Below are 26,209 nucleotides of genomic sequence, written 5' to 3'. Positions count from 1 at the left end.
TCTTCGACACCTCTGGGCGACGCCCCGGGCCGAGCTGTACGAGTTGGTCCGACCGGGCGAATTCCTGGCGCGATCGGGTTCGCGGGCCCTACGATGCCGTTACCCAAGGTTGGGACTGGGGCCTAACCTGGGACTGGGGAGACAAATGAAGACAACGCCATTATTGGTCTGCGCCCTCACAGTCGCGGTCCAGTCATTGCTGCCTTCCATCGCGCAGGCAGTTCCACAAGATCCCGGCGCGGCAGTCGATCAGGTGCCGCCCGCGGTCCCCGTCACAGCGCCGGATGAGATCCCGATCGCCCAGCGTGCGAAAGTGTTGGGTAAGGACTGGCAGCGCTCGACGGACCGAGCGGTGGTGACTTCCGGGGACAGCCAGGGCCTGCACGTCTTGGTCTCGGAGGCCAACACCGGATACAAATGGCGGACGGTGACGACTCTCGCCGAAGACGGGGTCACCACCGACCTGTGGATCGGCAACTCGTGCGTCACTGGGGACGGCCGCAAGGCCGTCGTGACCTACGCGCCGAGAACGGCCACCAACGACGAGAAACTGTTCCAGCGCGGCGGTTTGGTAGCCACTGTCGATCTGGTCAGCGGCGCGGTGACGAAGTTGCCGCTCACCAGCACGCTCGCGTACTACAGCCCGTCCTGCGGCGCCGGAAACGAGGCGTTGGTGACCCAGGCGGGCGGCACGACCAAAGCTGCCACCCGGATCTACCGGGTCGACGCCGCCAAGGGGTCGGTGGCCAAGCCGATCACCGTGGCCGGGCAGTTGACCTCGGCGGTGCCGACCAAGAGCGGGATCGTCGGCGCGGACGACGGCAGGCTGGTTCGCATTGACGACGGTGGGAAGGCGACCACGCTGGCCGCTGCCGCGGGAGTGCCGTTCCGGCTCGCCGCGGACGCCGACGGCGGGGTCGTATTCATGGACCGTGACGGTGAGACCGCCTCGGTCCGACGGGTCGACGCCACGTCCCGTGGGCGGGCCAAGTCGACGCTGCTGGGCAGCGGCAAACTCGACCGCGTCAACGTCACCAGCGGGTCGGGTGGTCGGGTGTTCCTCACCGGCGAGGTAAGCGGCTCGACGCCGCTTCCCGCGTCGGTGCAGCGGATCGCCGCGCCGAAGGACGCCGTGGTGTCCACCCTCGGCACGTCGGTGATCACATCAGTGCGGACCGCGCCTTCCGAGGATCCGACAGTGTTCACCAAGCCCATTTCAGTGGAGATGTCCGTTCGGTCGACAAATCAGCGGGCCACCTTCACCGTCGAGCCGTCAGTCGCCAACGGGTCCGGGGCGGGCGCGGCACACCCCGCGCTCGACGTCTCGACCAAGACCGCGATCGCCTCGGGTGGGTCGCCTAGTGACCCGGTCGAGGCCGAGCGGTACTGCTCCGTCCCGGTCAACGACATCAAGAACCAGGCGCTACAGCCGAAGCCTCGGCAGGTCGAGTGGGCTGTCGATCAGGCGATCACCAACTCGCTGAACGTCCAGCGGCCTGCGGACTGGAAGAACCTGGGCATGCCTGCCTACACGCCGCAAGGTTTGTTTCCCGGACGCGCGCTGCTGGGCGGCGGCCGGGTCCCGGCGCAGGTGTTCCTCGGCATCATCGCCCAGGAATCCAACATGTGGATGGCGCCCGCGGAGACCATTGCGGGCGTCGGTGGCAACCCGCTGGTCGGTAACTACTGGGGACGCAACCTCAAGCCAGATGGTGACCCGAACAACGACTGGGCGATCGACTTCACCGATGCCGACTGCGGCTACGGCGTCACCCAGATCACCGACCACATGCGCATGGCGGGCCGAGAGAAGGGGCCGAACGACACCGCGTGGCCTTACGAGACCCAGCGTGCGGTCGCCCTGGACTTCGCCACCAACGTCGCAGCGGGCCTACAGGTGCTGCAGGACAAGTGGAATCAGACCAAGGGGGCGGGGATGGCTGTCAACAACGGCGATCCGGCCAAGATCGAGAACTGGTTCTACGCGGTATGGGCCTACAACTCCGGTTTCTACCCGCAATCCGCCGCGGCCGTGAACTCAGGCGCCTGGGGCCTTGGGTGGCTCAACAATCCTGCGAACCCGCACTACCCCGCCAACCGCTCGCCGTTCCTTGAGACAAGCTACGCCGACGCGGCGCACCCGGGCGACTGGCCGTATCCGGAGAAGGTCATGGGTTGGGCGGGGCACCCCATCGAGGGCCTGGAGGGGCCGGGCAGGCCGGTTTCCGGCTTCCGCGCGGCGTGGTGGAACGGCGATGCCCAGACCTCGGTGCAGAATCGGGCAGCCGTGAAGCCGCCGATCACCCAGTTCTGCGACAGCTCCAACAGCTGCCAGCCCGGCGGCACGTTCGACCCGGATGCGCCCGAGGTCGACGATGAACCGCTCGGACCGTGCCACCACCTCAATGAGTCCGCCCAGATCGACCTCAAGTGCTGGTATCACCAGTCGTCGACGTGGAAGTCGAACTGCAGCTACAGCTGTGGCAACGAGTTACTGCGATTCGATCCCGGCTATGCCTACCAGGAAGACGGGTTCAGCTACCCACCCAATTGCCAGCTGACCGGCCTGCCTTCCGGAGCGCTGATCGTCGACGACATGCCCAACAGCGGCAAGACGATCCGGCCGAACTGCACGCGCAACTTCAACAACGAGGGCACGTTCAGTCTCGACTTCGGTGCCGACGCGGCGGGCAACTACCCCTCGAAGGTGGACTTCCACCAAATCAGCGCCGGGTTCTACGGCCACTTCTACTTCGCCCACACCCGGGTGGCTGCGGTGCGCGGCAACTCGATGCGGGTGAGCGGGACGTGGACGCTCAACCGCACCCTCAACCAGTGGGGCCGGGTGTTGGTGCATCTGCCCAGCCACGGCGCGCACACCCAACAGGCCCAATACGAGATCGACCTGGGCAATGGTGTGAAGAAGACCAGGGTGGTCAACCAGCGGGTCATGGCCGACAAGTGGATCTCCCTCGGGGTGTTTCAGTTCGCGGGCACGCCCAAGGTGCGACTGTCGAGCGTGACGTACGACGGTGATGACGGCGTCAAGCCGATCGAGGGCGAAGACATCGCCTTCGACGCGGTGGCCTTCCAGCCGCTGGCCGCCAAGCCCCGCAACATCGTGGTGGCCATGGGCGACTCGTACGCCTCCGGTGAGGGTGCCTCCAACCAGGCCGGGGTCGACTACTACGCCGAGACTGACAACAACGGGAATGTGCCGACCGCCCGCAACTCCTGTCACCGCTCGTGGCGCGCGTGGTCGCGCAGCGGTGTGCTGGCCGACAACACCGCTAGCACGATCGGCCAGCGGGCCGACTTGTGGGATGCGAACGTCGACTACCACATGGTTGCGTGCTCCGGTGCGCGAACGGAGAACCTGCTGCCCTATTACACCGCTCCACCGGCCAAGCCGACGAACGCGTTCGGCAAGCAAGGCACCACGGCGTGGGGCGAATTGTCCCAGATGGATCAGGGCTATCTCGATGAGAACACCACCCTGGTGACGTTGTCGGTCGGTGGCAACGACGCCAGATTCGTCGACGTGCTCAACCAGTGCGTGATCTACGCCGGACTATCGCTGTGTCAGGACACCGTGCTCGACGGGACCAACCGCCCGGCAGGCGAGGAGGTGCCGGCACTGGTCGCCGGACCGGTCGCGGACTCGGTGGTGATCGCTCTGCGGGAAATCCACCTGCGGGCGCCCAATGCCAAGGTGATTCTGATGGGTTACCCCAGGCTGCTCGAAGGCAACGGGCAGTGCATCCCTGGAATCGGCACCGGGGAAGCGCCGTGGATCAATGACATGGGCGATTTGTTGAACCAGCACTTGATGTTGGCGGTCAACAGAGCGAACATCGACGCGAGCACGCCGTATGTGACCTTCGGCGACCCGAGGTCGGCGTTCGCGGGCAAGGGCGTCTGCGGCGACCCTGAGTCGATCCATGGAATCATCGCGCCGTGGAACCGAACCGGCGGGGAAGAGACCCTGCCGCTGCCGTCGCAACAGTCGATGCACCCGAAGATCGAAGGTGCGCAGCTGTTCGCGAACGTCTACACCTCGACCCTGAGGGCGATGGGCCTGTGAGCCCGCGGCGGGTTCGGGCATGGCGGCTACGGCCGTCGCGCCCGAGCCTCGCCGTCGTTCTGGCAGTGGGGGTGCTGTTCTCGGGCGGGTGCGCGACGGGAACCGAGCAGGCCAGGGACGAGGCCACCGGACTCGCGCGGAGTCGGGCCAAAGCGTTGCCCGACAAGGTGAACGGAATGCTGTCAGCCCCCGCCGCGCCGTCCGGCGATGTGGAACTGTTGGCGTACCTGGAGTCCGAACTGCCCACGTCGCCTGACTTCGCGCTGTTCGGCAAAGAGTCGGACGGTGGGCGGGTCCGGTTGCGCGTGGCGATCGCGGCGCAGGGGGTCGGGTCCGGGGTCGCGGGCGGGCAGGTCTTCGAGCGGGTGCGGGTGTGCGTCGAGGTCACGGGCACGCGCGGCGTGAACCCGAGGGCGGAGGTGCACGACACCGCGTGCGACGACCAGGCGATACCGGGCCAGGGTGGCATCCCGACCGTACCCCTGGACTAGTGTCGTGTAATTCTGCTCCCTTGGCGTTGTTGTGGATCCACGTGGTCGCTGGCAAGGCTACGCGGCTGAGCCTCGACGCTTTCATTGCGGCTTTACCACACCGACGCCGACGTGATCGCGTGCGACCTGATCTTCGAATTATGTTCACTCTGAATTGAATGCGCACGCGGATTCCCTGGGTCAAGTTGTCTTGCGTTGGATATGGTCTGACAGGTAATGTTTGCTTGTCCGCCAAGGGTGGACGACTGGGGATAATAAACGACGGATGACCTGGGGGCCGTCCAGCCGAGAATATGTGCCGATCCGGTCTTAGGGATCGGTGGCAAACCTGTCCGGTTCAGGCCGAATGGCCTGGCGGGCCTGGTTCGTGACACCTTTCTGGGATGCGCGCGCGGATCGCGGGCATGGTGGTGGCACGTCCGAATCCTGGTGAGAGATGGTGTCAGAAAAGCGGCACCAGGTCGTCCTTGACAATCAAGGGAGCGAGAATCGATGAGTGTTGTCCAGCGGATCGCCGCGGCCGCCGCGGTAGCTCTGAGCGTGGCGAGTGTGATGGTGGGAGCGGCCGGGACCGCGAGTGCCAAGCCCAACTGCAAGGTGGGTTACTACTGCATCTACAAGGACGCGGGCTGGGGCGGCGACGAGTGCGGCTTCAAGTCCAATTACAGCAACTACAACGTAGTCACCAACACCTGCGTCGACGACGACGGATTCGTGCACTCGACCGCGAATGACGTGGCCAGCGCATGGATCAACTCGGGCACCGGCACGTACCACTACGTCCACTCCTACGAGCACGCCGGATACAGCCAGCAGCTCTGGGTCGCGGGCGGCTACAACGATTGGGACTGCTCGTGGGTCGGCAACATCGGCAACGAGTGCGGCGGGTCGGGGGTGTCCTCTTCGGCCAACGATAAGGCCTCCAGTCACTCCTGGGGTTCCGCCTGACCGACCTCACCACGTGCCCGGCCTGCGAGCCGGGCACGTGGCCGACCCTTTGGGGGCCAAGACATGAGTGTTCGACAGACGAGGTGGATGGCGGTGGTCGTCACCGTGGTCGGCGTCGCGGCCATCCAGGGATGTGGCACGGCGCCTCCGTCGACCGCCGCGGGTGAACCTGTCCTGGGGACGATCCCGGTGATCACCGATCGGGCCGGGGTGAGTTTCCCTCTCGACTCTTATCTGGTCACGCCGGAGCAGCGGCTGTCGGCGGACCGGGCCAGTGACATCCTGCTGCGTGACTGCCTGAAGCGGTTCGGTTTCGACTACGCGCCACCGGCCCGACTGACTCTGGACTATCCGGACAGGGCGATGGGTGTGGTCGACGATTCCGACGCGGCCAAGTACGGCTACCACAACCACGCGGCAGAGGACCAGGCCCGCAAGGTTGGCGAAGCCAAGGCCAAGGAGGCGCCGATGCCGTCCGCGATGGTCAACGTCATCTCGGGAAAGGGTCAGTCCCAGCTCAATGGGGTCGATGTTCCAGAAGGCGGCTGCCAGGGTGAGGTGTCCCGGATGCTGGGTGGGTCCATGGACAACCCGGCGGGCATGGGCGATCAGAACTTCGTCATCGGGCTGGCTGCGAAGTCCAACGACCTCGCGGAGGCGGACAGCAGGCTGAAGGTCGCGTTCGACCAGTGGAGCAAGTGCATGGCGGAATCCGGCTACCACTACCGGAACCCGTGGGGAGCCAACGACGACCCAGCGTTCGGGGGCACGGCGCCGACTCCGGCCGAGATCGCGACCGCGCGCACTGATGTGGCCTGCCGCAACAGGTTCAACGTGACCGGGACGTGGGTCGCGGTGCGCAGCGCCTACCAGAATCGGTTGGTCGAACAAAACGCGGAGGGGTTGCGCAGGTACAAGGACGGTATGGCCGAGCGGCTGCGAAGGGCCGTGGAGATCGTCTCGGCGGGCAAGTAGGCGGGAGGGCCGTGGTGTCGGTGTGGTGGGGTGATCCTCGTCGTCGGGGCCTGGTGGTCGTGGTCGTCGTCGTGGTCGCGGCGGGTGGAGGGACGCTGTTCGGCGCGCGGTACGTGCGATCTCCCGCACAGGTCGCCGCGGACGCGGCGCCGCCTGTCACGGGTCCGGTAACCGCGGTGGTGGAGCACAGGGCGGTTCGCACCACGGTCGTGCTGCGCGGCGAGGTCGGTTCGGAGCAGTCGTTCGCGGTGTCCGCGCCGTCGGTCGCGGGCGCGGCGAAACCCGTGGTGACGCGACTTCCCGGCGAGGTTGGCCGCGAAGTGGTGGCGGGGGATGTGGTCGGCGAGGTCTCCGGGCGCCCAGTGATCGTGCTGCCCGGCGCGGCCCCTGCATACCGGGACATCACCCCGGGGACCCGGGGCGGGGACGTCAAGATCCTTCAGGGGGGGCTCCGGTCCCGCGGCTACCGGATCAGCGACCTGGAGGGGCTGTATGGCCCGAGCACCAAGACCGCGATCACGGCGCTGTACCGCGACGCGGGCTACACGCCGCTGCCGACCGTCGAGGGCGAGGCACAGCAGCTGACGCAGGCTCAGCGGCGGATTCGAGACCTACGTCAGGCCCACGCCACCGCCCCGCCCGAGGGCCGGGACGCCGCCCGGCAGGCCGTGACCGACGCTGAGCAGGACCTCGCTGACCTGGAGTCCCGGTCGGGGCCGAAGGTATCGCTGGGGGAGATCGCGTTCGTGCCTGTGCTTCCCGCGCGGGTCGCCTCGCGTCCGGCGCGCATGGGCAGTGAGGTCGGCGGCGAGTTGTTGACGCTGGCAGGCGGTGGTCTCGTGGTGCGGGCACGGCTGGAGTCCCGCGACGCCCGGCTCGTCCGCGCCGGACAGCCGGTGGAGATCACCTCGGAGCAGCGGGGGCGGACGGTGGACGGAACCGTTGTCTCCGTTCAGGACGCCGCGGATATCGGTGACGACGCGACGGCGGGACTAGGCGGCGACGGGCGCCAGGCCTTGCCCGCACCTGGTGGGGACGGGCGGTCCGACACCCGACCTGAGCTCGTCGTGCACGCGACCTCGCCGCTGTCCCCGGACTTCGCGGGCGAGAACGTGCGGCTCACCGTCGTGTCAGCCAGCACCGACCACGAGGTGCTGGTGGTGCCGCTGTCCGCCGTGACCGCCCGCACGGACGGGCGAGCGGTGGTCATCCGAGTCACCGATGGGCGCGAGGAACAAGTCGTAGTCACCGCGGGCGTGTCCGGGGGCGGGTACGTCGAGGTCTCCGCTGCCGCGGGCGGGCTCGCACAGGGCGACCGGGTGGTGATCGGTCGATGACCGGGGAGGTTCCGGTGATCGAGCTGCGGGGCGTTGCCCGGTCCTACAGCGGCCCACCTGTCGTCGAGGCGCTGCGCCCGCACGACCTGCGCGTCGCGCACGGTGAGTATGTCGCGATGACCGGCCCGTCCGGTTCGGGGAAGTCGACGTGGCTCAATGTGGTCGGGTTGCTGGACCGGCCCACGAGCGGTGAGTATCTGGTGAACGGCATCCCGACCACGAGCCTGCCGGACATCCGGCGCACCGCGCTGCGTGCCGCGCACATCGGGTTCGTCTTCCAGTCATTCCACGTGCTCCCTAACCGCACTGCCGTCGAGAACGTGATGCTGGGCGGGCTCTACCAGGGCAAGCGGAGGTCCGATCGGCGGGCGACCGCGCTGGCGACACTGGATCGGGTTGGGTTATCCGGTCGTGCGGACGCAGCCGGTGGTGTGCTGTCCGGGGGCGAGTTGCAGCGAGTCGCCGTCGCTCGGGCGCTGGTCTCCGACCCAAGTCTTCTGCTGTGCGACGAGCCGACTGGCAACCTGGACGGCGAGTCCTCGGCGCGGATCGTGGAGTTGCTGGAGGAGGTCAACCGCGATGGACAGACGGTCGTGGTGATCACCCACGACCGCGACCTCGCCGCGCGCGCCCGCCGTACCATCCGGGTCCGAGACGGCATGGTGACCTCATGACCCGGAACACGGTGCGGGTCCGCGACCTGGCAAGCGAGGTCGTCGATGGTGTGCTGCGCCGTCCTGGGCGTTCGGTGTTGACCGCCCTCGGGACCGTGCTGGGCATCGCCGCGTTCGTGGCCGTGCTGGGGTTGACCGCGACGGCGGGCGGTCAGATCAATGCCCGGTTCACCGCGCTCGCGGCCACGGAGGTGTCGCTGACCTGGGCGCATTCCGACCAGGATCTGGATCTTCCCGCTTTTGACGATGCCGCGAGGGCGCGAGTCGCCGAGTTGCCGGGCGTCGAGCATGTCGGGGTGAGTTGGCCTGCGAACATCGTTGGCGCGAAGGTGTCCGCGACACCGGACTCGATGCGCCAGGGCGCGGACTCGGGCGAAGACTTGGCCGTCACGGCGGCCACGCCGGACTTCTTCGCGGCGATCCACGCCAGGATGAGCGGCGGAATCCAGTTCGACGCGTTTCACGACGGGCGGGGTGAGCGGGTGGCCGTGCTGGGCGCGGCGTCGGCTGCCCGGTTGGGCGTGACCCGGCTCGACGCCCTGCCGGCGATCTTCGTCGGCGACGAGGCCTTCACCGTTATCGGCGTGGTTGGCTCGGCCGACCGGCGCCCGGATGTCCTGCTGTCGGTGCTGATTCCGGCGCGCACGGCGACAGCGGTGTGGGGTCCAACGCCCGCGAGTGGCGAGCGCACCACGATGCTCGTCGAGACCAGGCTGGGTGCCGCCCCTCAGGTCGGCAGGCAGGCCCGCATCGCCGTCCGCCCCGATGCCACCGATCGAGTCGAGGTGATTGCCCCGCCAGACCCGCGCGAACTCCGCGATGGTGTGGCCACGGACCTCGACGCCCTGTTCGTGGGATTGGCGGCGATCTCGCTGGTCATCGGTGCGCTGGGGATCGCCAACACCAGCTTGGTGGCGGTGCTGGAACGGGTCGGCGAGATCGGTCTGCGCCGGGCGCTCGGCGCCCGAAGACGAGACATCAGCGTGCAGTTCCTGTTGGAGAGCGTCTCGCTTGGGCTGCTCGGCGGTCTGGCAGGAACGACGACGGGCATCGTGGTCGTCGTGGGTGTCGCGCTGGAACGCGGGTGGACACCGATCCTCGACCCGCTGGTGGTGTACCCGGCGCCGGTGGTCGGCGCGATCATCGGCCTGCTGTCCGGGTGCTACCCGGCATGGCGTGCCAGCCGGATCGAACCGACCGATGCCCTGCGCCGTTGACGCGGTGCTGCTGGGTGTTGCGCCCTGTGGGCAGCGAGTATGCCGAATGACCGTGTTGGCCAGGACGACGGCACCGCGGTGACGACCGGTGCCCATCCTGCGGGTCCCATGCGGGTATTGCATCGCGGATCTCGGCGCTCAGCAGCGTCGACAAGGAACCGACCACCGTTCTAAACACCTCCAGGACAGTGGTGTACGCGGTCAGAGCCATCGGGTCGGCGGCGATCGATCGTGCAGGGCTATCCGCCGTTGCCAGGCAATGGGATGATCGGCTCCGTCGTCACCGATGGCCGCGTCGGCCTGGTCCGGCTCGTCGTGGTCGGGTCGGGGTCGGTCGTCTTGGTCGGCTTCTCCGTCGTGGTCGTCGGCGGGGTCGAGTTGGACGGTTGGGTGGTCGTCGTCGGCGGTGCGGTCGCCGTTGCGGGCGGTTTGGACTCGACCTTGCCGATCGGGACGAACTTGCCGAAGTTCTCCTGCTTGAGCTTGTTCGTCTGGTGATAGCTGTTCATGAACTTCTGCCAGATCTTGCCCGGCAGCCCGCCGCCATAGATGATCTTGCCCTTGGCGTCGATCAGGCGTAGCTCGTTGCTGTCGCCGCTGAGGGACACGGCGGCGGAGATCTGCGGCGTATAGCCGACCATCCAGGCCTTTGAGTTGTGCTGCGTCTCGCCGTACTGGTGGGTTCCGGTCTTCCCCGCGCACTGTCTGCCGCTGGCACATTCGATGTGTGAGTACTGCGGAACAGGGAGAAGTGCCTCGGTCACGTTTCGGGCGATCTTGGAGTTGGTGTCCGGATTCTCGTCGAACGCGTTCTTTTCCTGGTATACCGCCTGCGTCGTCTCGTCGAGGATGATCGACCCGTTCGGGTTCTCCACCTTCGAGACCAGACGTGGCATCCGGTAGATGCCGCCTGCGGCGAACGTCGCGTAGGCCGAGGCCATGTCAACGGTGCTCACCTGGGTCCGACCACCACCGATGGCGATGTTGAGGTCGCTCGACGCGGCGTCGAGTGGTGAGCGGACACCCGCTTGCTTCGCCGCATCGATGACGCCGTTGACCTTGACGTCTTTGTAGACCATGTCGGTGAACACGACGTTGAGCGATTCCTTCATGGCCTGCGCGACCGTGCACTCCCCACAGCCAGGCTTGGACGCGTTCTTGACTTCCTGCTTCGCGGTGGGCGGGATCTTTCGGTTCGAGCTGTCGTACGTCTCGTAGAGTCCCTTGCCCTTCTTGAGCAGGCCCACGAGGTCGAACGGCTTGAACGATGATCCCGGCTCCTGAGGCTCCGCGGCCCAATCCGTGCCGATCCCGTTAGCACTCGGGTAATACGCGATGATATGGCCTTTCTTGGGATCGACGGCGACCAATCCCGGGTGCAGGTTGGCAGGTTGGCCGGTCATCACCTCGCTGACGGCCTTCTCCGCGAGGTCCTGCGCGGTCTTGTCGATCGTCAGGGTGATCTTGTAGCCGTTGCGCTTGATCGCTTCCTCGGTGATCCCGCGGTCCTTGAGTTCGGCGTAGACAAGGGTGGGAAGTTCGGTCAACGGACCGGGCAGGCCTTCCCCCTTGGTGTCCGCCAGGGGGACGGGCGGGACGAACGGCTGCTGGGCGCGCTCGGTTTCGGTCATCCAGCCGTTGGCGACCATCCGGCCGGTGACGTATTCCCACCGGCCCATCTGGTAGGCCGCTTCCTTGTGTCGCGACGGTGTCTGGATCATGCCCGCGAGCAGTGCCGCCTGCGACTTGGAGAGCAGGTTGAGATCGTCGACGCCGTAGTACGCCTTCCCCGCGGCGGCGATGCCGTAGGCGCCGCGACCGAAGTAGATCGTGTTCAGGTACGCGGTGATGATCTCGGGTTTGTCGAACGTCTCGTTCATCTTGTAGGACTTGACGACCTCGACCCACTTGCGGGTGAGCGTGGCGTCATCGTCACCGCTGGCCTTCTTGATGTACTGCTGGGAGATGGTCGAGCCACCGCCCCCGCCGCCGGTGACGTTGTTCCACGCGGCCCGCGCGATGCCGCCGAGGTCGAACCCGGAGTTGGTCTCGAAGGTGGCGTCCTCGGCGGCGTAGACCGCGTGCAGGACGTGCTTGGGGATCTGGTCGTACGTCAGCATGATCCGGTTGCCGCCGGACTTGGCCAGCTTGGCCATCTCCGAGCCGTCGGCCCAGTTCAGCGTGACGACCTTGTCCTGCTGGTTGGCGACCTGCTCGGGGCTCTCGACCTCGACCATCTGGTAGGTGATGAAGAACGCGAGCACCGGCAGGATGATCATCAACGCGGTGCCGACATACGCCGTCCGCCGCACCCGGCGCCAGATCTTCTTGCGCCGCAAACGCTTGCTCTCCGCGTCGGTCAGTGGATCCTCGTCGGGGCCGTAGTCGTCGTTGTCCACGTAGTTGTCTTCGTAGTCGGGTTCGCGGTGGGTCAGCAGGGCTGGCTCGGACCGGCCCTGGCCCGGGTTCTGCGGCAAATACACGGTCGGATCCTCACCGGGGTCGTGCGGCGGGCGACCTGGGGGGACATGCGGGGGCCGCAGGCCGCCTTGGGGCAACGCCACCGTCTCGTTTCCACCGGGCCCGGGGATCGCCCGGGTCGCGTCGGGACCGTGCGGGCCTGGCCCACCGGGGCGGTTCATGCCAGGACCGTTCGGGCCGCCGAAGCCGGGGCCGTTCGCCATGCCAGGCCCTCCAGCCATTCCGGGACCACCGCCGCCCGGTCCAGCGCCGCCGGGTCCAGCTCCGGCTGCCATGCCCTGCGCGCCTGCCGCGCCGAAACCCGCACCCGCGCCGAACGCGCCGCCGCCCGCCGCGCCCGCGCCAAACGCACCTGCGGCGGCACCCAGTCCACCAAGGACCGGGGCGCCGGGTCCGCGCCCGCTCGGGCCACCCATCCCGCCGTGACCACCAGCACCACCGCGTCCTGGCCCGACCCCGTCGGGTCCGCGCCCGCCTGGGCCATGGGCCGCCGGTCCGGGCTGCCGAGGAGCACCCCGCCCGGGCTGCTGCACGGCGGCGGGGTCGGCGTCAGCTGACTGGGCCGCGGCGCCGGAGTCCTCGTCTTCCTCCCACAGCGGGCTCCAGAACCCGGTGCGTTCGACAGACTCGCCCTGCTGGGGCCGGTCCGCGTCCGGGTCGGCGCCGGAGGGCCACTCTGGCTCACGTCGGCGGTGGTCACGGTGGTCGTTCACTTAAAAGCCTCCCAAACCGGCGCCCCGATCTGGGGCGTCGTTCGGTGGTCATCCGCAGCGGATCCAGGAGGCAGCCAGGACGGCTGTCTCGTCATGCGAAACCCTGTCACTCCGCTGCCGTCCTCCTTCGGGACCGGGGCGCGCGTAGGCCCCCTGTCCCCAGGACGTATGACTGCACCAGGTGGTTCCATGAACAGGTACGGCAAACTTCAACGGTATAGACGCTGAACTCGTCGAACATCGTCGCCATCCGGGCAAGCTCCTCGGGAGCCCGCGCCGAACCGGACGCGTGTTTGAGCGCTTCGCCGTAGACCCAGTGGACGTGGGTCAGCTGTTCTTTTCGGCAGACCGGGCAGGTCACCTCGGTCGACTGGCCGTGGAACTTGGCGGCACGCAGCAGGTACGGGTTCGCGTCGCACACCTCGAAGGTGCCGACCCGTCCCGAGTAGACCCCCGCGAGCAGCGCCCTGCGCTGCAACGCGTAGTCGACCACCTGCCGTTGCGTTCGCACGGGGACAGCGTACGCGGGCCCGTTACCACGGCGATGCGCCGTTCGGTGCAGCGGACATGCACCACGCGTCACAGTCGTGATGTCGGGGCGTCCTGACCGGCGGGGATGCGTCGGAATCGGTGCACCGGCCGCCACCTGCGGTGTTGACGTGTCGATGAACACAGGGCGTCCTGCTGGCCTGCATTGGATGTATCGGCGCGATATAGTGGACGAGTAGGACAAGCCGGTATCCGAAAGGGGGTGCCTCATGCTCGAGTTCGCGATTCTCGGGCTGCTCCATGAGGCGCCCATGCACGGGTACGAGCTGCGCAAGCGGCTGCACGACCTGCTCGGCACCCTTCGGGCGTTCTCCTACGGATCGCTCTACCCGACCCTGCGGCGGCTGCTGCGGGAAGGGTTGATCGCCGAGGAGGCCCCGGAGGACGAGGCCAGGTCGTGGGGCAGGCGCGCGAAGCGTGTCTACAAGCTCACCGCCGAGGGCAAGGAGCGCTTCGCGGCGCTGCTGGCCGACGCGGGTCCGCAGACGTGGGACGACGAGGGCTTCGGAGTCCACATGGCGTTCTTCTCGCGCACGCCCGCCGAGGTCAGGATGCGAATCCTGGAGGGCAGGCGGCGTCGGGTCGAGGAGCGGCGCGAGGGTCTGCGGTCGTCGATGGCCAGGGCCGGTGAGCAGATCGACAGGTACACCAGAGAACTTCATCGCCTCGGTCTGGAATCCAGCGAGCGCGAAGTGCGTTGGCTCAACGAGTTGATCGCGCACGAACAGCAGGAGCAGCGCGGGACCGAATAACGCGTCGACCTGCATGAACGCTGTCAGGACAACCGCGTTTGAAGACGCGGCGGGAAACGAGAAGGAGAACCGGCATGGGCGAGAACCGCCACAGCGTGCGGGTGGCCATCGTCGGCGTCGGCAACTGTGCGGCGTCGCTGGTGCAAGGTGTGCACTATTACCGTGACGCCGATCCGGCCTCCCGCGTGCCAGGCCTGATGCATGTGCAGTTCGGCGACTACCACGTGCGCGACATCGAGTTCGTCGCCGCGTTCGACGTCGACGCCAAGAAGGTCGGCCGCGACCTCTCCGAGGCGATCGTGGCCAGCGAGAACAACACCATCAAGATCTGCGACGTGCCGCCGACCGGGGTGACGGTCCAGCGGGGCCACACCCTCGACGGTCTCGGCGAGTTCTACCGCGAGATCATCACCGAGTCCGACGAGGCGCCCGCGGATGTCGTGGCCACGCTTCGCGAGGCCGAGGTCGACGTGCTGGTGTCGTACCTGCCGGTGGGCTCCGAGGACGCCGACCGCTTCTACGCCCAGTGCGCCATCGACGCGGGCGTCGCCTTCGTCAACGCGCTGCCGGTGTTCATCGCATCGGACCCGGAGTGGGCTGCCAAGTTCACCGAGGCGGGCGTGCCGATCGTCGGCGACGACATCAAGTCCCAGGTCGGCGCCACCATCACCCACCGCGTGATGGCCAAGCTGTTCGAGGACCGCGGCGTCGAGCTGCAGCGGACCTACCAGCTGAACTTCGGCGGCAACATGGACTTCATGAACATGCTGGAGCGCAAGCGCCTGCAGTCCAAGAAGATCTCCAAGACCCAGTCGGTCACCTCGCAGATCCCGCACGAGATGGCCAAGGCCGACGTGCACATCGGCCCGTCGGACCACGTGCCGTGGCTCGACGACCGCAAGTGGGCCTACGTCCGCCTGGAGGGCCGCTCCTTCGGTGACACCCCGCTGAACCTGGAGTACAAGCTCGAGGTCTGGGACTCCCCCAACTCGGCGGGCGTGATCATCGATGCGGTCCGCGCGGCCAAGATCGCTCTCGACCGGGGTATCGGCGGCCCGATCCTGTCGGCCTCCTCGTACTTCATGAAGTCCCCGCCGGAGCAGTACTCCGACGACGAGGCCCACGCCGCCGTCGAAGCCTTCATCAGGGGCGACGTCGAGCGCTGAACGTAGCTAGAGTGAGAGCCACCATCGGGGGATTTCGATCTCCGGATGGTGGCTTTCGCTCATGCGTTCGACATACTGGAGCGGTGGTAGCCGAAGCATTCGATCCACTGGTCGACCTCTACGGCCAATGGACAACCGGGTTAGCTGAGATGTACTTGCCAATCCCTCAGGCTGTTTCTGGAACGTCGTACGAGTGCCTCGATGGCAGTCTGATCATGAGGCGACCCAGGGGTAGTGGCAGCGTCAATGCCATGGGGCAGCTCTACTGCCAGATCGTGGACCCCGCGAAAGCTGCGGGCCACCGGGCTTATCCCGCTTTGAGCGTGATCATTGGGCCCGACACGTGGATTCAGCCTGATCTGGTGGTCCTGCGCGAGCCGATCCGGAATCTGACCTGGGTGCCGATCGAGAACGTGTTGATGGCTGTCGAGATCAACTCGGCGGCTGGCAGGCGCCGGGACATGGTCGACAAGCCGCGACTCTGCGCCGAGGCAGGCGTGCCCTTCTTCATGCAGGTCGACATGAATCGGGTGGCGTGGGTCGCTCTGTTTGAGTTGATCGACGGCGAGTATGTGGTGCGGGCGCGAGCTGTCGAGGGCCAGATGTTCGAGTCGATGGCGCCATTCGCCATGAAGTTCGATCCCGCGGATCTCACCGAGTTCTGATCGCGAGCCGTGTGCGGGCCGCGACCTGCGGTAACGATTGATCTGTTCGCTTCCTGTTCACTTCGATGTCCGCTTCCTCTGGCTTGCGCCTCTTACCGTCCACGGCGTTCCCACTGACCATTCTTGGCTGTCCCGCGTGGACAGATCTCAGGAGGCTCCCGTGTCCGACGGCCGGATCAACCTGCCGCTGCTGCCGCCGAACCATCCCCTCGGCAGGCAGGCTGTGACTTGTGAATACCGCTGTGGCAACGCCTGTTCCCACGAGGCGCCGAACACTTCGGAGAACGCGTACTTCGGGGATGTCGTTCGCAACATCGTGAGCCGTCGCGGCATGCTGAAGGCCGGTGCGGTGCTCGCCGTCGCCGGTGCCGGTGTCGCGGCCGTCGGTGTCGGTTCCGCCGCCGCGCAGAACTCCGCCGACGACCAGGAGATCGAGTCCAAGAAGCCCAAGGGGCTGAACTTCACGCCGGTCGCGCCGAACACCGACGACAAGATCACCGCGCCGGCGGGCTATGTCTCCTCCGTCGTGATCCGCTGGGGTGACCCGGTGCTGCCGGGTGCGCCCGCGTTCGACTTCGACAACCAGACCGCAGCCGCGCAGGCCAAGCAGTTCGGTTACAACAACGACTTCTGTGGCCTCGTCGAGCTGTGCGACAACCGCTACCTCATGGTGTCCAACCACGAGTACACCACCGAGACATTCCTCTTCAAGGGCTACAACGCGGCCAACCCGACCGAGGAGCAGGTCAAGATCGGCTGGGCCGCGCACGGCCTGTCGGTCGTCGTCGTCGAGCGTGAAGGCCGCACCGGCAAGCTGGTGACGAAGCTGGACCGCTTCTACAACCGCCGCATCACCGTCAACTCGGAGTTCGCCGTCGACGGCCCGGCCGCGGGCAGCGACTACCTCAAGACCAAGGCCGACCCGACCGGTCGCAAGGTCTTCGGCACGCTGAACAACTGCGCGGGCGGCGTCACCCCGTGGGGCACGATCCTCACCGGCGAGGAGAACTTCAACCAGTACTTCGCCAACTCCGCCTCGGTCACCGACCCGGCGACCAAGGCCCGCCTGGCCCGCTACGGCCTCTCCGGTGGCGCGTCCGGCCGCAAGTGGGAGCGCTTCGACGAGCGCTTCGACGTGAGCAAGGAGCCCAACGAGGTCAACCGCTTCGGCTGGATCGTCGAGGTCGACCCGCACGACCCGAAGTCGGCGCCGGTGAAGCACACCGCGCTGGGCCGGTTCAAGCACGAGGGCGCCAACATCCACGTCGCCGACGACGGCCGCGTGGTCGCGTACATGGGCGACGACGAGCGCTTCGACTACATCTACAAGTTCGTCTCCAAGAACCGCATGCGCCACGGCCGCAGCCGTTGGGCCCGTGAGCACAACAAGAAGCTGCTGTCCGAGGGCACCCTCTACGTCGCCCAGTTCACCGGCGACAGCCCGGACTTCGTCGCGGGCACGCTGCCCGCCGACGGCGAGTTCGACGGCACCGGCAAATGGATCAAGCTGGTGTCGGGTACGGAGCCCTTCGTCGAGGGCTTCACCGCCGAAGAGGTCTACATCTTCACCCGCCTGGCCGCGGACAAGGTCGGCGCGACGAAGATGGACCGCCCAGAGGACGTCGAGGCGAACCCGGTCTCCGGCCGCGTCTACGCCGCGCTCACCAACAACACCGACCGCGGCAAGCCGGGCAAGGAAGGCCCGACCGAGATCAACCCGCGCGGCGCCAACCGGCACGGTCACGTGCTGGAGTGGGAAGAGGACGGCGGCGACAACACCGCGCTGACGTTCTCGTGGCGTCTGCTGCTTGTCTGTGGTGACCCGGCCAGCGCCGACACCTACTTCGGCGGCTACGACAAGACCCAGGTCAGCCCGATCTCGTGCCCGGACAACCTGGCCTTCGACAAGCACGGCAACCTGTGGATCTCCACCGACGGCAACCAGTTGGGCTCCAACGACGGCCTGTTCGCCACGGCCACCGTTGGTCCGGAGCGCGGTCACCTCAAGCAGTTCCTCACCGTCTCCGCCGGTGCGGAGACCTGCGGCCCGGTGATCGAGGACAAGTTCGTCCTCGTCTCGGTGCAGCACCCGGGTGAGCTCGACGGTGCCAGCGCCGACAACCCGAAGGCGCACTGGCCCGACGGTGGCACCTCGCAGCCGCGCCCCTCGGTCGCGGTGATCTGGAAGCCCGGCCACAAGATCGGTGAGTAAGTAGCTGTCCCGGTGCACCCGCCGTCCCGGTGACGGCGGGTGCACTATTTTCGGGGCATGACTGATCGTCCCCTCGCGTTGATCACCGGCGCTTCCCGCGGCATCGGCGCCGCTATCGCGCACGCGCTGGCTCCGACCCATCGGCTGCTGTTGGGCGGGCGGGATGTGGCCGCGCTCGACGCGGTGGCGGCGGGGCTGCCTGACGCGCGGCCGTGGCTGGTCGAGTTGACCGATGGGGCCGCCCTTGCCGCCGCGACGGCGGACCTGACCAGGTTGGACGTGCTCGTGCATTCGGCCGGTGTGGTGCGGGTCGGGCCGTTGAGCGGGTTCACTGCTGATCAGTGGCGGTGGATGTATGAGGTCAACGTGGTCGCTGTGGCCGAGTTGACGCGGCTTTTGCTGCCTGCGTTGCGTGCCGCTCGCGGTCAGGTCGTGTTGATCAACTCGGGTGCGGGGCAGAACGCGAATCCCAGTTGGGGGCCGTATGCGGCGAGCAAGTTCGCGTTGCGGGCGTTTGCGGATGTTCTGCGTGCGGAGGAAGAAGGGGCGGGTCTGCGGGTTACGTCGGTTTATCCCGGGCGCACTGACACCGATATGCAGCGCGTCGTTCGTGCGGATGAGGGTGGTGAGTATGAGCCTGAGCGTTACCTGACCGCTGATTCGGTGGCTGCTGCTGTCCGGGCCAGTGTTCTGGCTACGCCGGACGCTCATCTCACCGACGTGACCATTCGATCGCGGCCGGTTCGGTAGGTTGGCCCGCTTGGCTGGGTCGGCCTGCTTGGTCGTGGCGTGCCTGTTTGGGTGGTTCGCCTTGATTTGGGGCCCCTAGAAATGGGCCTGTGCGGGTCAAAAGGCGAGCTCAAGGAACCTCACCCGCACCGCGATTTTAGGCCCATTTCCCCCAAATCAAGGCGAACCACCCAAACAGGCCGTTTTGAACTGCTCCCCGGAAGTTGGACTGGTAATCCAGTTCCGTCTTCCGGGGAGCGGTTTGGTGTATCCAGGTAGTTCGTTGTCGGAGCGGCAGCGGGAGGCTGCTGTCGCGTTGTTCGAGGCCGGGTATGGCAGAGGCGCGGTCGCGACCCGGCTGGGTGTGTCCCCGGACGCGGTGGGACGCTTGCATGATCGTTGGAGGCTGCGAGGCGCGGGGGCGCTGGTGATGGTGCCGGGCAAGCGGTCGTTCACGTTCGAGTTCAAGCTCGATGTGGTGCGGCGGTTCGTCAGCGGTGAGGCGACCGCGATCGAGCTCGCGCGCGAGCATGACCTGTCCTCGCCCAAGCTGGTCGAGAACTGGGTGCGGCTGTATCGGCGTGAGGGCGCCGAAGCGTTGCGGCCCAAGCCGAAAGGGCGGCCGCCCGCCGGTGACACGCGATCGCCCGCGCCGGCGCCAAGCGAGCTGGAGCGGTTGCGGCGGGAGAACCTGCGGCTGTCCGCGGAGGTGGCCTACCTAAAAAAATTGCGGGCCTTGAGGGAGCAGGGGCGAGGGTGAAAACCCAGGTCATCGCCACTCTCAAGGCCGACTATCCGCTGCCGGTGCTGCTGGAGGTCGCCGGTGTGGCCCGGTCGACGTTCTTCTACCAGCAGGCCCGGCTGTCGCGCCCCGATCCGCACGCGGGTCTCAAGGCCGCGATCACCGAGGCGTTCGAGCAGGCTCGTGGCCGATACGGGCATCGGCGGATTCACCTCGTGCTGGCCCGCCAGGGCCGGCGGGTGGCCAAGAAGACCGTGCTCAAGCTGATGAACACCCTGGGCCTGGTCTGCAAGGTGCGGCGGCCGCGGCGGTATCGGTCCTGGCTCGGGCAGGCAGGCACGGTCGCCGAGAACGTGCTGAACCGCCAGTTCAGCGCCCAGGCCCCCGACACGAAGTGGGTCACCGACGTCACCGAGTTCCGCATCGCGGACCGCAAGATCTACCTGTCACCGGTGATCGACCTGTTCGACCGATCCGTCATCGCCTACACCCACGGCCCGTCCCCGTCGCTGGAACTGACGAACTCCTCGCTGCGCGAGGCCATCGCCACCCTGAACGCCGGGGCCACACCGCTGGTGCACTCCGACCAGGGCTTCCAGTACCAACACGCCTCCTGGCGCGCGCTGCTGGCCGACGCGGGTCTGCCGCAGTCGATGTCCCGGCGAGCCAACTGCCTGGACAACTCACTCGCCGAGAACTTCTTCGGCCACCTCAAGGAGGAAATGTTCAACCATGACACGTTCGGCACCGTCGAGGAGTTCACCACAGCCCTGGACGAGTACCTCGACTGGTACAACAACACCCGCATCTCCACCACGCTGAAGGGCCTGAGCCCGGTCGAATACCGAGCCCAGGCCCTCGCGCCCTAACCTTTACTTACGCAGTCCAACTTCCGGGGAGCGGTTCATTTCTGTTGGGCCCCTTACGTTTCGGGGGTGCTGGGGTGCTGGCGGTGTGTGCTGGGTGCTGCGGTGGCCCTTGGCGGAAAGCCGTGCCATGCCTACGCAAGCAGGCGGGTGGTTACCTTTCCGGCCATCGCCTGTGCTTCTGTGCGGTCGATTCTGGTTGGTTCGCGGTCGGCGACTACCTGTTCGCCCGCGACCCAGACGTCGCAGACTGTCCTGGATCCGGCTGCCCACACCAGGTTTGCGATCAGGTGGGTGTCGGGTACGTCCAGGCCTGCGGCGAAGGCTGGGTCGTCGATGCCGACGTGGACCAGGTCGGCCCAGCGGCCCGCTTCCAGGGCGCCAATGTCGTTGCGGTGTAGGGCTTGGGCGCCGCCTCGGGTGGCTAGTAGCAGGGTGTCGGCGGCGCCGAGTGCGGTTGGGTCCATTGTGGACACGCGAGCCAGTTGGGCGGCCAGGCGCATGTCCTCCCAGAGGTCCAGGTCGTCGTTGCTGGCTGGGCCGTCGGTGCCCAGGCCGATCGCGACGCCCGCCGCTCGCAGGTCGGTGAGGCGGGCGATGCCGGAGGCGAGTTTGGTGTTCGAGCCGGGGCAGTGCGCGACGCCGACCCCGTTGTCCGCGTAGAGGGCGATGTCGGTGTCGGACAGGTGCACCGAGTGGGCGGCGAGCACGCGGCCGCCGAAGAAGCCGACCTTGGCGAGCAGGGCCGGGACCGACCCGTGCTCGGCGCGTTGGGTCTGGTCTTCCGGGAGTGACTCGGCGACGTGGATCTGGACCAGGGCGTCGCGCTGCCTGGCCGCTTCGGCGACCTCGGTCAGCGCGGCGGGCGGCAGTGTGTAGGCCGAGTGCGGGCCGTAGCCCAGCTCGACGCGCTCGCCGGGGCCGAAGCGCAGGCCGTCGGCGTCGATCCAGGTGCTGATGTCGGCCAGCATCTTCCGCCAGTCCATGCCGAGTCCGTCGAGCACGGCCGGGGCGATGACGCCACGGGCGCCGGTGTCGATGATCGCGCGGGCGACGTCCTCGCCGTGGAAGTACATCTCGGCGCTGGTGGTCACGCCCGCGCGGAGCATCTCCACTGAGCCGAGGACCATGCCCGCGTAGACGTCCTGGCCGGTCAGCTTGCCCTCGGCGGGCCAGATGACCTCGGTGAGCCAGCGGATCAGCGGAAGGTTGTCGCCCATCCCGCGCAGGACCGTCATCGGGCTGTGCGCGTGGGTGTTGACCAGGCCGGGCATGAGGATGCCGGTCAGCAGGCGCACGGGCGCGTCGGACGCGGGCGCGGTCGCCGTCGGTCCACAGTGGAGGATCCGGCCGTCGGCGCCGATGTCGACCACCGCGTCGCGCAGCACCGAACACGCGGCGTCGCAGGGCAGGACAATCGGGGCACGCAAGCGCAGGCTCATAGCTGGGAACTTTAACGCTGGCGGAGGAACGCCGGTCTGCCGTGGGACGACGCGGGTGACGCGTAGGCCTCGGCCGAGTGTTCGACGGTGACCCCGGCCGCGTCGAACGAGTGCAGCACCGCGCGGTTGCACTCGACGGCGACCCGGTCGCGCCACAGGGTGCGCTCGCTGGCGGTGTCGAGGCCGAGCCGGGCGGCGATCACCCGCGCCAGCCCGTAGGCGGAGTCGTCGGCGATGACGTCCTCGCCGATCGCGCGGCACAGGTAGACGCCGTTGTACGGCGCGGCGGGGTAGTCGATGCCGCCGATGTGCAACCGCTGGTTGCTGATCACCGGCACGGCGTGCCAGCGCAGGCCCAGCTCGGCGAACCAAGGCAGCGTCGGGTGGACCAAGGCGACCTCGCGCACGACTTCGCTGGGCAGCGTGTGCAGGGTGATGCCCTCGTCGTCGGTCTCCACGACCAGGGGCAGCCGGTCGAAGGCGCCCCTGGTCAGCGGCGGGCGCCAGCCGAGCTTGCCCACGACGGTGGTGAAGTCGGTGTAGCGGCGGTCGCCGATGTCCCCGTCGGGCACGCCGCGATAGCCCGCGTAGCGCACGAGCTGGTCGTTTCGGATGCGCGGGCCGCGCCGCCACGGCGTGTCGGGGGCGAAGACGGTGACCGTGGGGCGGACCTGGCCGCCCAGGCCCGCGGTCCGCAGGTGCTTGCCGCACTCGGCGACCACGGTGTCGGCGTCGCGCACGGCGCGCAGGTCGCGCACCAGCAGGCCGCGCCACGGCACCGCGCTGGGGCACCAGCCGCTGTCGCGCAGCGCCACGCGGGCGCCGAAGGCCAGCTCGGCCTGGGTGTGGCGGTAGGTGCCGGTGGCCGCGATCTCGGCGCGCACCTTGGCCATCCGCTCGTGGACGGCGCCCGCTTTGGGCCGGGCGGCGTGGTACAGGCGCAGGAAGTGCGCGGCCTCTTGTTCGAGGTCCGCTACGGAGTCGGTGGTGTGCGGGATCGCGCGGGGCAGGGGCAGGACGTCGTCGCGCAGTGCGGTCACATCACTGGATATCGGTACTTCAGGACCGCAGCTCGACTACTCGGACGAGTGGTTTACCCCATCCAGCCGTCACCGTCGGTCAATCATTCACTCGTTCGAAGATCAGATCCCGGCTGATCCGTCCCTCTTCGCGGGCCCGGGACTCGAACTTTGTCACCGGCCGCCAGTCCGGCCGCGGCGCCCAGTCGTCGTACCGGTTGCGCAGCGTCGGCTCGGCCGAGAGCACTTCGAGCATCTGCTCGGCGTAGTTCTCCCAGTCGGTGGCCAGGTGGATGGTCGCGCCGGGCGCGAGCCGGGAGGCGACCAAGGCGATGAACTCGGGCTGGACCAGCCGCCGCTTGTGGTGCTTCTTCTTCGGCCACGGATCCGGGAAGAAGATGCGCACACCGGCCAGCGACCCGACCGGGATGTGCTCGCCGAGCAGCACGACCGCGTCGCCGCGCAGCAGCCGCAGGTTGGTCAGCTCCAGGGCCTCCGCGCGCAGCATCAGCTGGGCCAGGCCCGGCTGGTAGACCTCGACGGCGAGGTAGTTCAGCTCCGGGGCCGCCTTGGCCAGCTGCGAGGTGGTCTCGCCCATGCCGGACCCGATCTCCAGCAGCACCGGCGCCGACCGGCCGAACCAGGAGTCGAGGTCGATCGGGCCGGGCGGCAGCTGGGGAACCTGCTTGCCCAGCTCGTCCCAGCGCCGGTCCCACGCCTTGCCCTGGCCCACGGTCATCCGGCCGCCGCGGTGCACGAAACTCACCACGGCGCGCTTGCGCGGCTCCTGTTCGGTCGGTGTCACGCCGACCAGCCTGCCAGGTCAGGGGGTCAGCGACTCCAGCCGGGCGAGGTTGGCGCGCAGGTCGGCCAGCCCGCCGACGGCGATGGGCGGCGGCGTCGGACCCGCGTGCACGGGCACGACGTCGATCCAGCCGGTGTGCCGGTCGGTGTGGGCGAGGGTGGTCGGCATGCCGGGGCGGCTCAGCGCGCGCTCGGAGGGCATGTACTCCCAGTACCCCGGTTCGCCTTCCTCGCCCCACGGCACGAACACCCAGCCGGGGCGCGCGTCGAGCAGCTTGGTGACCCGGTCCTCGATGCGGCAGCCTTCGAGTCGGCTGGTCAGCGTCCCGGCCGCGAGGGCACGCAGCCACCACGGGGCGGGCACGTCGGGATCCGCGGCGCGCGCGGCCCGGTAGAGGGCGAGCACCTGGACCTCGGGCGCGCGGTGGACCCACGACAGGCGGGCCTCGCCTGGCGAGCCCGGCTGGGCGCCGAAGGGCTGTTCGAGCGCCTCGGACCACTCCAGGCCGATCATGGGCTCGACATGCAGGCCGCGACTCTGCGGCGTCGGGATCCGTTGTGGCGTACCGGCGTCAACCACCGTCAAGGTCCACCTCCATGGGCTCCGAGACGGGACTGTGAACCATGATCAGACCCGAATCGGCGGGTCCCGTCCGCACGATGTGCTCAACATCACAGCTACTTAACGTGGTCTTAATCCGAGTGCTTGTTGTAAGTAATCGTCCTCTCCGAGGGCAAGGGGCGAAAGCCCCTCACCGCGGGCGGAAACAGGAACGGGCCCGACCCACCCCCCGAAAGGTGGACCGAGCCCGCTTCCCTCGGTCACCGCCGTCCCCCGACGACGGCGACCAGTTTTCTACGCGTCCCGCTTCGACGCGACGACCAGCGCGGCGGCCAGGAAGACCCCAACGGTCCCGGCGAAGTACGCCAGCGAGACCCACGGGCTGAACGGCGCGTCCGGCGACGGCCCCGCAACGAACTCGTTGGCGTTGGTGAACGGCATCCGCCAGGCGATGTCCTGGCCCACCTTGGGGATGAGCTGGACCAGCGTCTCGACCAGCAGCGGCCAGATCAGCAGCACCGAGACCGCGCCGGCCGACTGCCGGATCAGCGTGCCGACCGCGACCGCGAGTACCGCGCCGAGGCCGTAGACCAGGCCGGTGCCCGCGATCAGCCGCCAGTCCGCCGCGGTGTGGATGCCCAGGTCGGCGGCGGGCTGCAACAGGTTGGCGATGCCCCACGAGCCGAACGCGGCGACCTCACCGATGACCGCGGCCAGCAGACCCACGACCGCGGTCTTGGCCAGCAGGGCCGCGCTGCGGTTGGGGATAGCCTGGAACGTCGTGCGGATCGTGGAGAACCGGTACTCGGTGGTGACGGCCAGCGCGGCCATCACCATGACCACCATCAGCCCGAACATCCGGCCGAACTGGGTCTCGCCCATTGTGACGGGGAAGCCCGCGTCCTTGGTGCCGACGCTCAGCGCCGTGAAACCGATCGTCAGGCCCAGCGCCGCGACGATGCTCCACCACGGCGAGCGGGTGCTGAACAGCTTGATGCGCTCGACCGCGAGCAGCGTCATCAGGCGTCCCTCCGGTTCGCGACCGCCAGCGAGCCTGCCAGCATGACCACGGAGAACCCGGCGAACAGCGCCAGCGCGGACCATGGATTCATGGTCACGTCGGTGATCATCGGGCCGAACTCCTGGGGCCTGCCGGTCAGATCGGGATTGCCGGTGAGGAAGTGGTTGGCCAGGTTGAACGGCAGCCACTTGTGGATGTCGTCGCCCACCTCGGGGATAAACGAGATCAGCGACTCGACCAGCTGGGTGTAGATGAGCAGCAGCGAGATCGCGCCCGCCGAGTGCCGGATCAGGATGCCCACGGCGACCGAGACGATCCCGGCCAGGGCGTAGACCAGGCCGACACCGGCCACAGCGCGCCACTCGAAGGCGGTGTTGATCGCCAGGTCGGCCGGGCTGATCAGGGACGCGACGCCCCAGGAGCCGAAGGCGGCCAGTTCGCCGATGACCGCGGCGAGCAGGGCGACGACGACGGTCTTGGCCAGCAGCGCCGCGGTGCGGTTGGGGATGGCCTGGAAGGTCGCCCGGATCGTGGAGAACCGGTACTCGGTGGTGACCGCCAGCGCGGCCATGACCATGACGACTACGAGGCCGAAGCTGTAGCCGAACTGGGAGGCCGCGACGGTCATCGGGATCTCGGTCTCGGCGGTGCCCGCCATGAGCGCGGCGAAGCCGACGGTGACGGCCAGGGCGGCGAGGGTGCTCCACCACGGCGAGCGGGTAGTGAAGAGCTTGATGCGTTCGACGGCGAGCAGAGTCAT

General features: G+C 67.9%; 23 protein-coding genes and 1 pseudogene. 16 read left to right on the top strand and 8 right to left on the bottom strand.

Annotated features, from left to right (window positions below):
* The first annotated feature begins 109 nt into the window (after positions 1 to 109).
* From BN1701_RS26270 to BN1701_RS26240, 7 genes are all read left to right on the top strand, one after another.
* On the top strand, positions 110 to 4,084 hold the full coding sequence (locus BN1701_RS26270; protein WP_157368230.1) for a GDSL-type esterase/lipase family protein: 3,975 nt from the start codon (positions 110 to 112) through the stop codon (positions 4,082 to 4,084).
* 65 nt (positions 4,085 to 4,149) lie between these two features.
* Positions 4,150 to 4,575, top strand: a complete 426-nt coding sequence (locus BN1701_RS26265; protein ID WP_054053193.1) for a hypothetical protein — start codon at positions 4,150 to 4,152, stop codon at positions 4,573 to 4,575.
* 492 nt (positions 4,576 to 5,067) lie between these two features.
* On the top strand, positions 5,068 to 5,523 hold the full coding sequence (locus BN1701_RS26260) for a peptidase inhibitor family I36 protein (RefSeq protein ID WP_054053191.1): 456 nt from the start codon (positions 5,068 to 5,070) through the stop codon (positions 5,521 to 5,523).
* Between the two features lie 63 nt (positions 5,524 to 5,586).
* Positions 5,587 to 6,498 carry a hypothetical protein gene (locus tag BN1701_RS26255; RefSeq protein WP_157368229.1) on the top strand — a complete coding sequence of 304 codons (912 nt, stop codon included), beginning with the start codon at positions 5,587 to 5,589 and terminating at the stop codon, positions 6,496 to 6,498.
* 14 nt (positions 6,499 to 6,512) lie between these two features.
* On the top strand, positions 6,513 to 7,835 hold the full coding sequence (locus BN1701_RS26250) for a hypothetical protein (RefSeq protein WP_157368228.1): 1,323 nt from the start codon (positions 6,513 to 6,515) through the stop codon (positions 7,833 to 7,835).
* The gene (locus BN1701_RS26245) at positions 7,832 to 8,509 is read left to right on the top strand and encodes an ABC transporter ATP-binding protein (RefSeq protein ID WP_054053185.1); all 678 of its coding nucleotides are present in this window, start codon (positions 7,832 to 7,834) and stop codon (positions 8,507 to 8,509) included. Before BN1701_RS26250 ends, BN1701_RS26245 begins: the two co-directional genes overlap by 4 nt.
* On the top strand, positions 8,506 to 9,726 hold the full coding sequence (locus tag BN1701_RS26240; protein WP_054053183.1) for an ABC transporter permease: 1,221 nt from the start codon (positions 8,506 to 8,508) through the stop codon (positions 9,724 to 9,726). The genes BN1701_RS26245 and BN1701_RS26240 overlap by 4 nt, the downstream gene beginning before the upstream one ends.
* Before the next feature lie 239 nt (positions 9,727 to 9,965).
* Here the strand turns inward: BN1701_RS26240 and BN1701_RS26235 are convergent, their stop codons facing one another.
* The gene (locus BN1701_RS26235) at positions 9,966 to 12,209 is read right to left on the bottom strand and encodes a transglycosylase domain-containing protein (protein ID WP_172803325.1); all 2,244 of its coding nucleotides are present in this window, start codon (positions 12,207 to 12,209) and stop codon (positions 9,966 to 9,968) included.
* A gap of 129 nt (positions 12,210 to 12,338) precedes the next feature.
* Between BN1701_RS26235 and BN1701_RS36560 the strand changes: the two genes are divergently transcribed.
* Positions 12,339 to 12,764, top strand: coding sequence for a hypothetical protein (locus BN1701_RS36560; RefSeq protein WP_172803324.1), 426 nt, complete (start codon positions 12,339 to 12,341; stop codon positions 12,762 to 12,764).
* A 262-nt stretch (positions 12,765 to 13,026) separates the two neighbouring features.
* On the opposite strand, the gene BN1701_RS26225 is transcribed toward BN1701_RS36560, so the two are convergent.
* Positions 13,027 to 13,431, bottom strand: coding sequence for a DUF5318 domain-containing protein (locus BN1701_RS26225; protein ID WP_054053180.1), 405 nt, complete (start codon positions 13,429 to 13,431; stop codon positions 13,027 to 13,029).
* A 247-nt stretch (positions 13,432 to 13,678) separates the two neighbouring features.
* Between BN1701_RS26225 and BN1701_RS26220 the strand changes: the two genes are divergently transcribed.
* The 8 genes and pseudogenes from BN1701_RS26220 (at position 13,679) to BN1701_RS36015 (ending at position 20,604) form a co-directional block, all read left to right on the top strand.
* Positions 13,679 to 14,221, top strand: a complete 543-nt coding sequence (locus BN1701_RS26220) for a PadR family transcriptional regulator (protein WP_054053179.1) — start codon at positions 13,679 to 13,681, stop codon at positions 14,219 to 14,221.
* Between the two features lie 74 nt (positions 14,222 to 14,295).
* Positions 14,296 to 15,387, top strand: a complete 1,092-nt coding sequence (locus BN1701_RS26215; RefSeq protein ID WP_054053177.1) for an inositol-3-phosphate synthase — start codon at positions 14,296 to 14,298, stop codon at positions 15,385 to 15,387.
* A gap of 83 nt (positions 15,388 to 15,470) precedes the next feature.
* A complete protein-coding gene (locus tag BN1701_RS26210) occupies positions 15,471 to 16,052 on the top strand; it encodes a Uma2 family endonuclease (RefSeq protein WP_067520888.1) in 582 nt (193 codons plus the stop codon).
* Positions 16,053 to 16,212: 160 nt separating this feature from the next.
* Positions 16,213 to 18,264, top strand: a complete 2,052-nt coding sequence (locus BN1701_RS26205; RefSeq protein WP_054053173.1) for a PhoX family phosphatase — start codon at positions 16,213 to 16,215, stop codon at positions 18,262 to 18,264.
* Between the two features lie 57 nt (positions 18,265 to 18,321).
* Positions 18,322 to 19,014, top strand: a complete 693-nt coding sequence (locus BN1701_RS26200; RefSeq protein WP_054056136.1) for an SDR family oxidoreductase — start codon at positions 18,322 to 18,324, stop codon at positions 19,012 to 19,014.
* 244 nt (positions 19,015 to 19,258) lie between these two features.
* Positions 19,259 to 19,357: pseudogene (locus BN1701_RS38325) on the top strand (hypothetical protein); the annotation flags it as partial.
* Positions 19,358 to 19,381: 24 nt separating this feature from the next.
* Positions 19,382 to 19,753 carry a helix-turn-helix domain-containing protein gene (locus BN1701_RS37570; RefSeq protein ID WP_231949588.1) on the top strand — a complete coding sequence of 124 codons (372 nt, stop codon included), beginning with the start codon at positions 19,382 to 19,384 and terminating at the stop codon, positions 19,751 to 19,753.
* Positions 19,750 to 20,604 (top strand): IS3 family transposase, encoded by an 855-nt coding sequence (locus tag BN1701_RS36015; protein WP_054048734.1) that lies wholly within the window; start codon positions 19,750 to 19,752, stop codon positions 20,602 to 20,604. Before BN1701_RS37570 ends, BN1701_RS36015 begins: the two co-directional genes overlap by 4 nt.
* A gap of 131 nt (positions 20,605 to 20,735) precedes the next feature.
* On the opposite strand, the gene BN1701_RS26185 is transcribed toward BN1701_RS36015, so the two are convergent.
* The 6 genes from BN1701_RS26185 to BN1701_RS26160 form a co-directional block, all read right to left on the bottom strand.
* Positions 20,736 to 22,043: an amidohydrolase family protein gene (locus BN1701_RS26185; protein ID WP_054053171.1), complete on the bottom strand. Its 1,308-nt coding sequence runs from the start codon at positions 22,041 to 22,043 to the stop codon at positions 20,736 to 20,738.
* An 11-nt stretch (positions 22,044 to 22,054) separates the two neighbouring features.
* The gene (locus BN1701_RS26180; protein ID WP_054053169.1) at positions 22,055 to 23,083 is read right to left on the bottom strand and encodes a nitric oxide synthase oxygenase; all 1,029 of its coding nucleotides are present in this window, start codon (positions 23,081 to 23,083) and stop codon (positions 22,055 to 22,057) included.
* 79 nt (positions 23,084 to 23,162) lie between these two features.
* Positions 23,163 to 23,801, bottom strand: coding sequence for a tRNA (guanosine(46)-N7)-methyltransferase TrmB (gene trmB / locus BN1701_RS26175; RefSeq protein WP_231949922.1), 639 nt, complete (start codon positions 23,799 to 23,801; stop codon positions 23,163 to 23,165).
* Between the two features lie 84 nt (positions 23,802 to 23,885).
* Positions 23,886 to 24,446: a hypothetical protein gene (locus BN1701_RS26170; RefSeq protein WP_082860060.1), complete on the bottom strand. Its 561-nt coding sequence runs from the start codon at positions 24,444 to 24,446 to the stop codon at positions 23,886 to 23,888.
* A gap of 276 nt (positions 24,447 to 24,722) precedes the next feature.
* On the bottom strand, positions 24,723 to 25,448 hold the full coding sequence (locus BN1701_RS26165; RefSeq protein ID WP_054053164.1) for an ABC transporter permease: 726 nt from the start codon (positions 25,446 to 25,448) through the stop codon (positions 24,723 to 24,725).
* Entirely contained in the window at positions 25,448 to 26,209 is a 762-nt protein-coding gene (locus BN1701_RS26160) for an ABC transporter permease (RefSeq protein ID WP_054053163.1), read from the bottom strand. Before BN1701_RS26160 ends, BN1701_RS26165 begins: the two co-directional genes overlap by 1 nt.

This window comes from Alloactinosynnema sp. L-07 (assembly GCF_900070365.1).
Classification (GTDB): domain Bacteria; phylum Actinomycetota; class Actinomycetes; order Mycobacteriales; family Pseudonocardiaceae; genus Actinokineospora.
The sequence above is the reverse complement of the archived record's forward strand: the minus strand, read 5'-3'. Positions and strand labels throughout refer to the sequence as shown.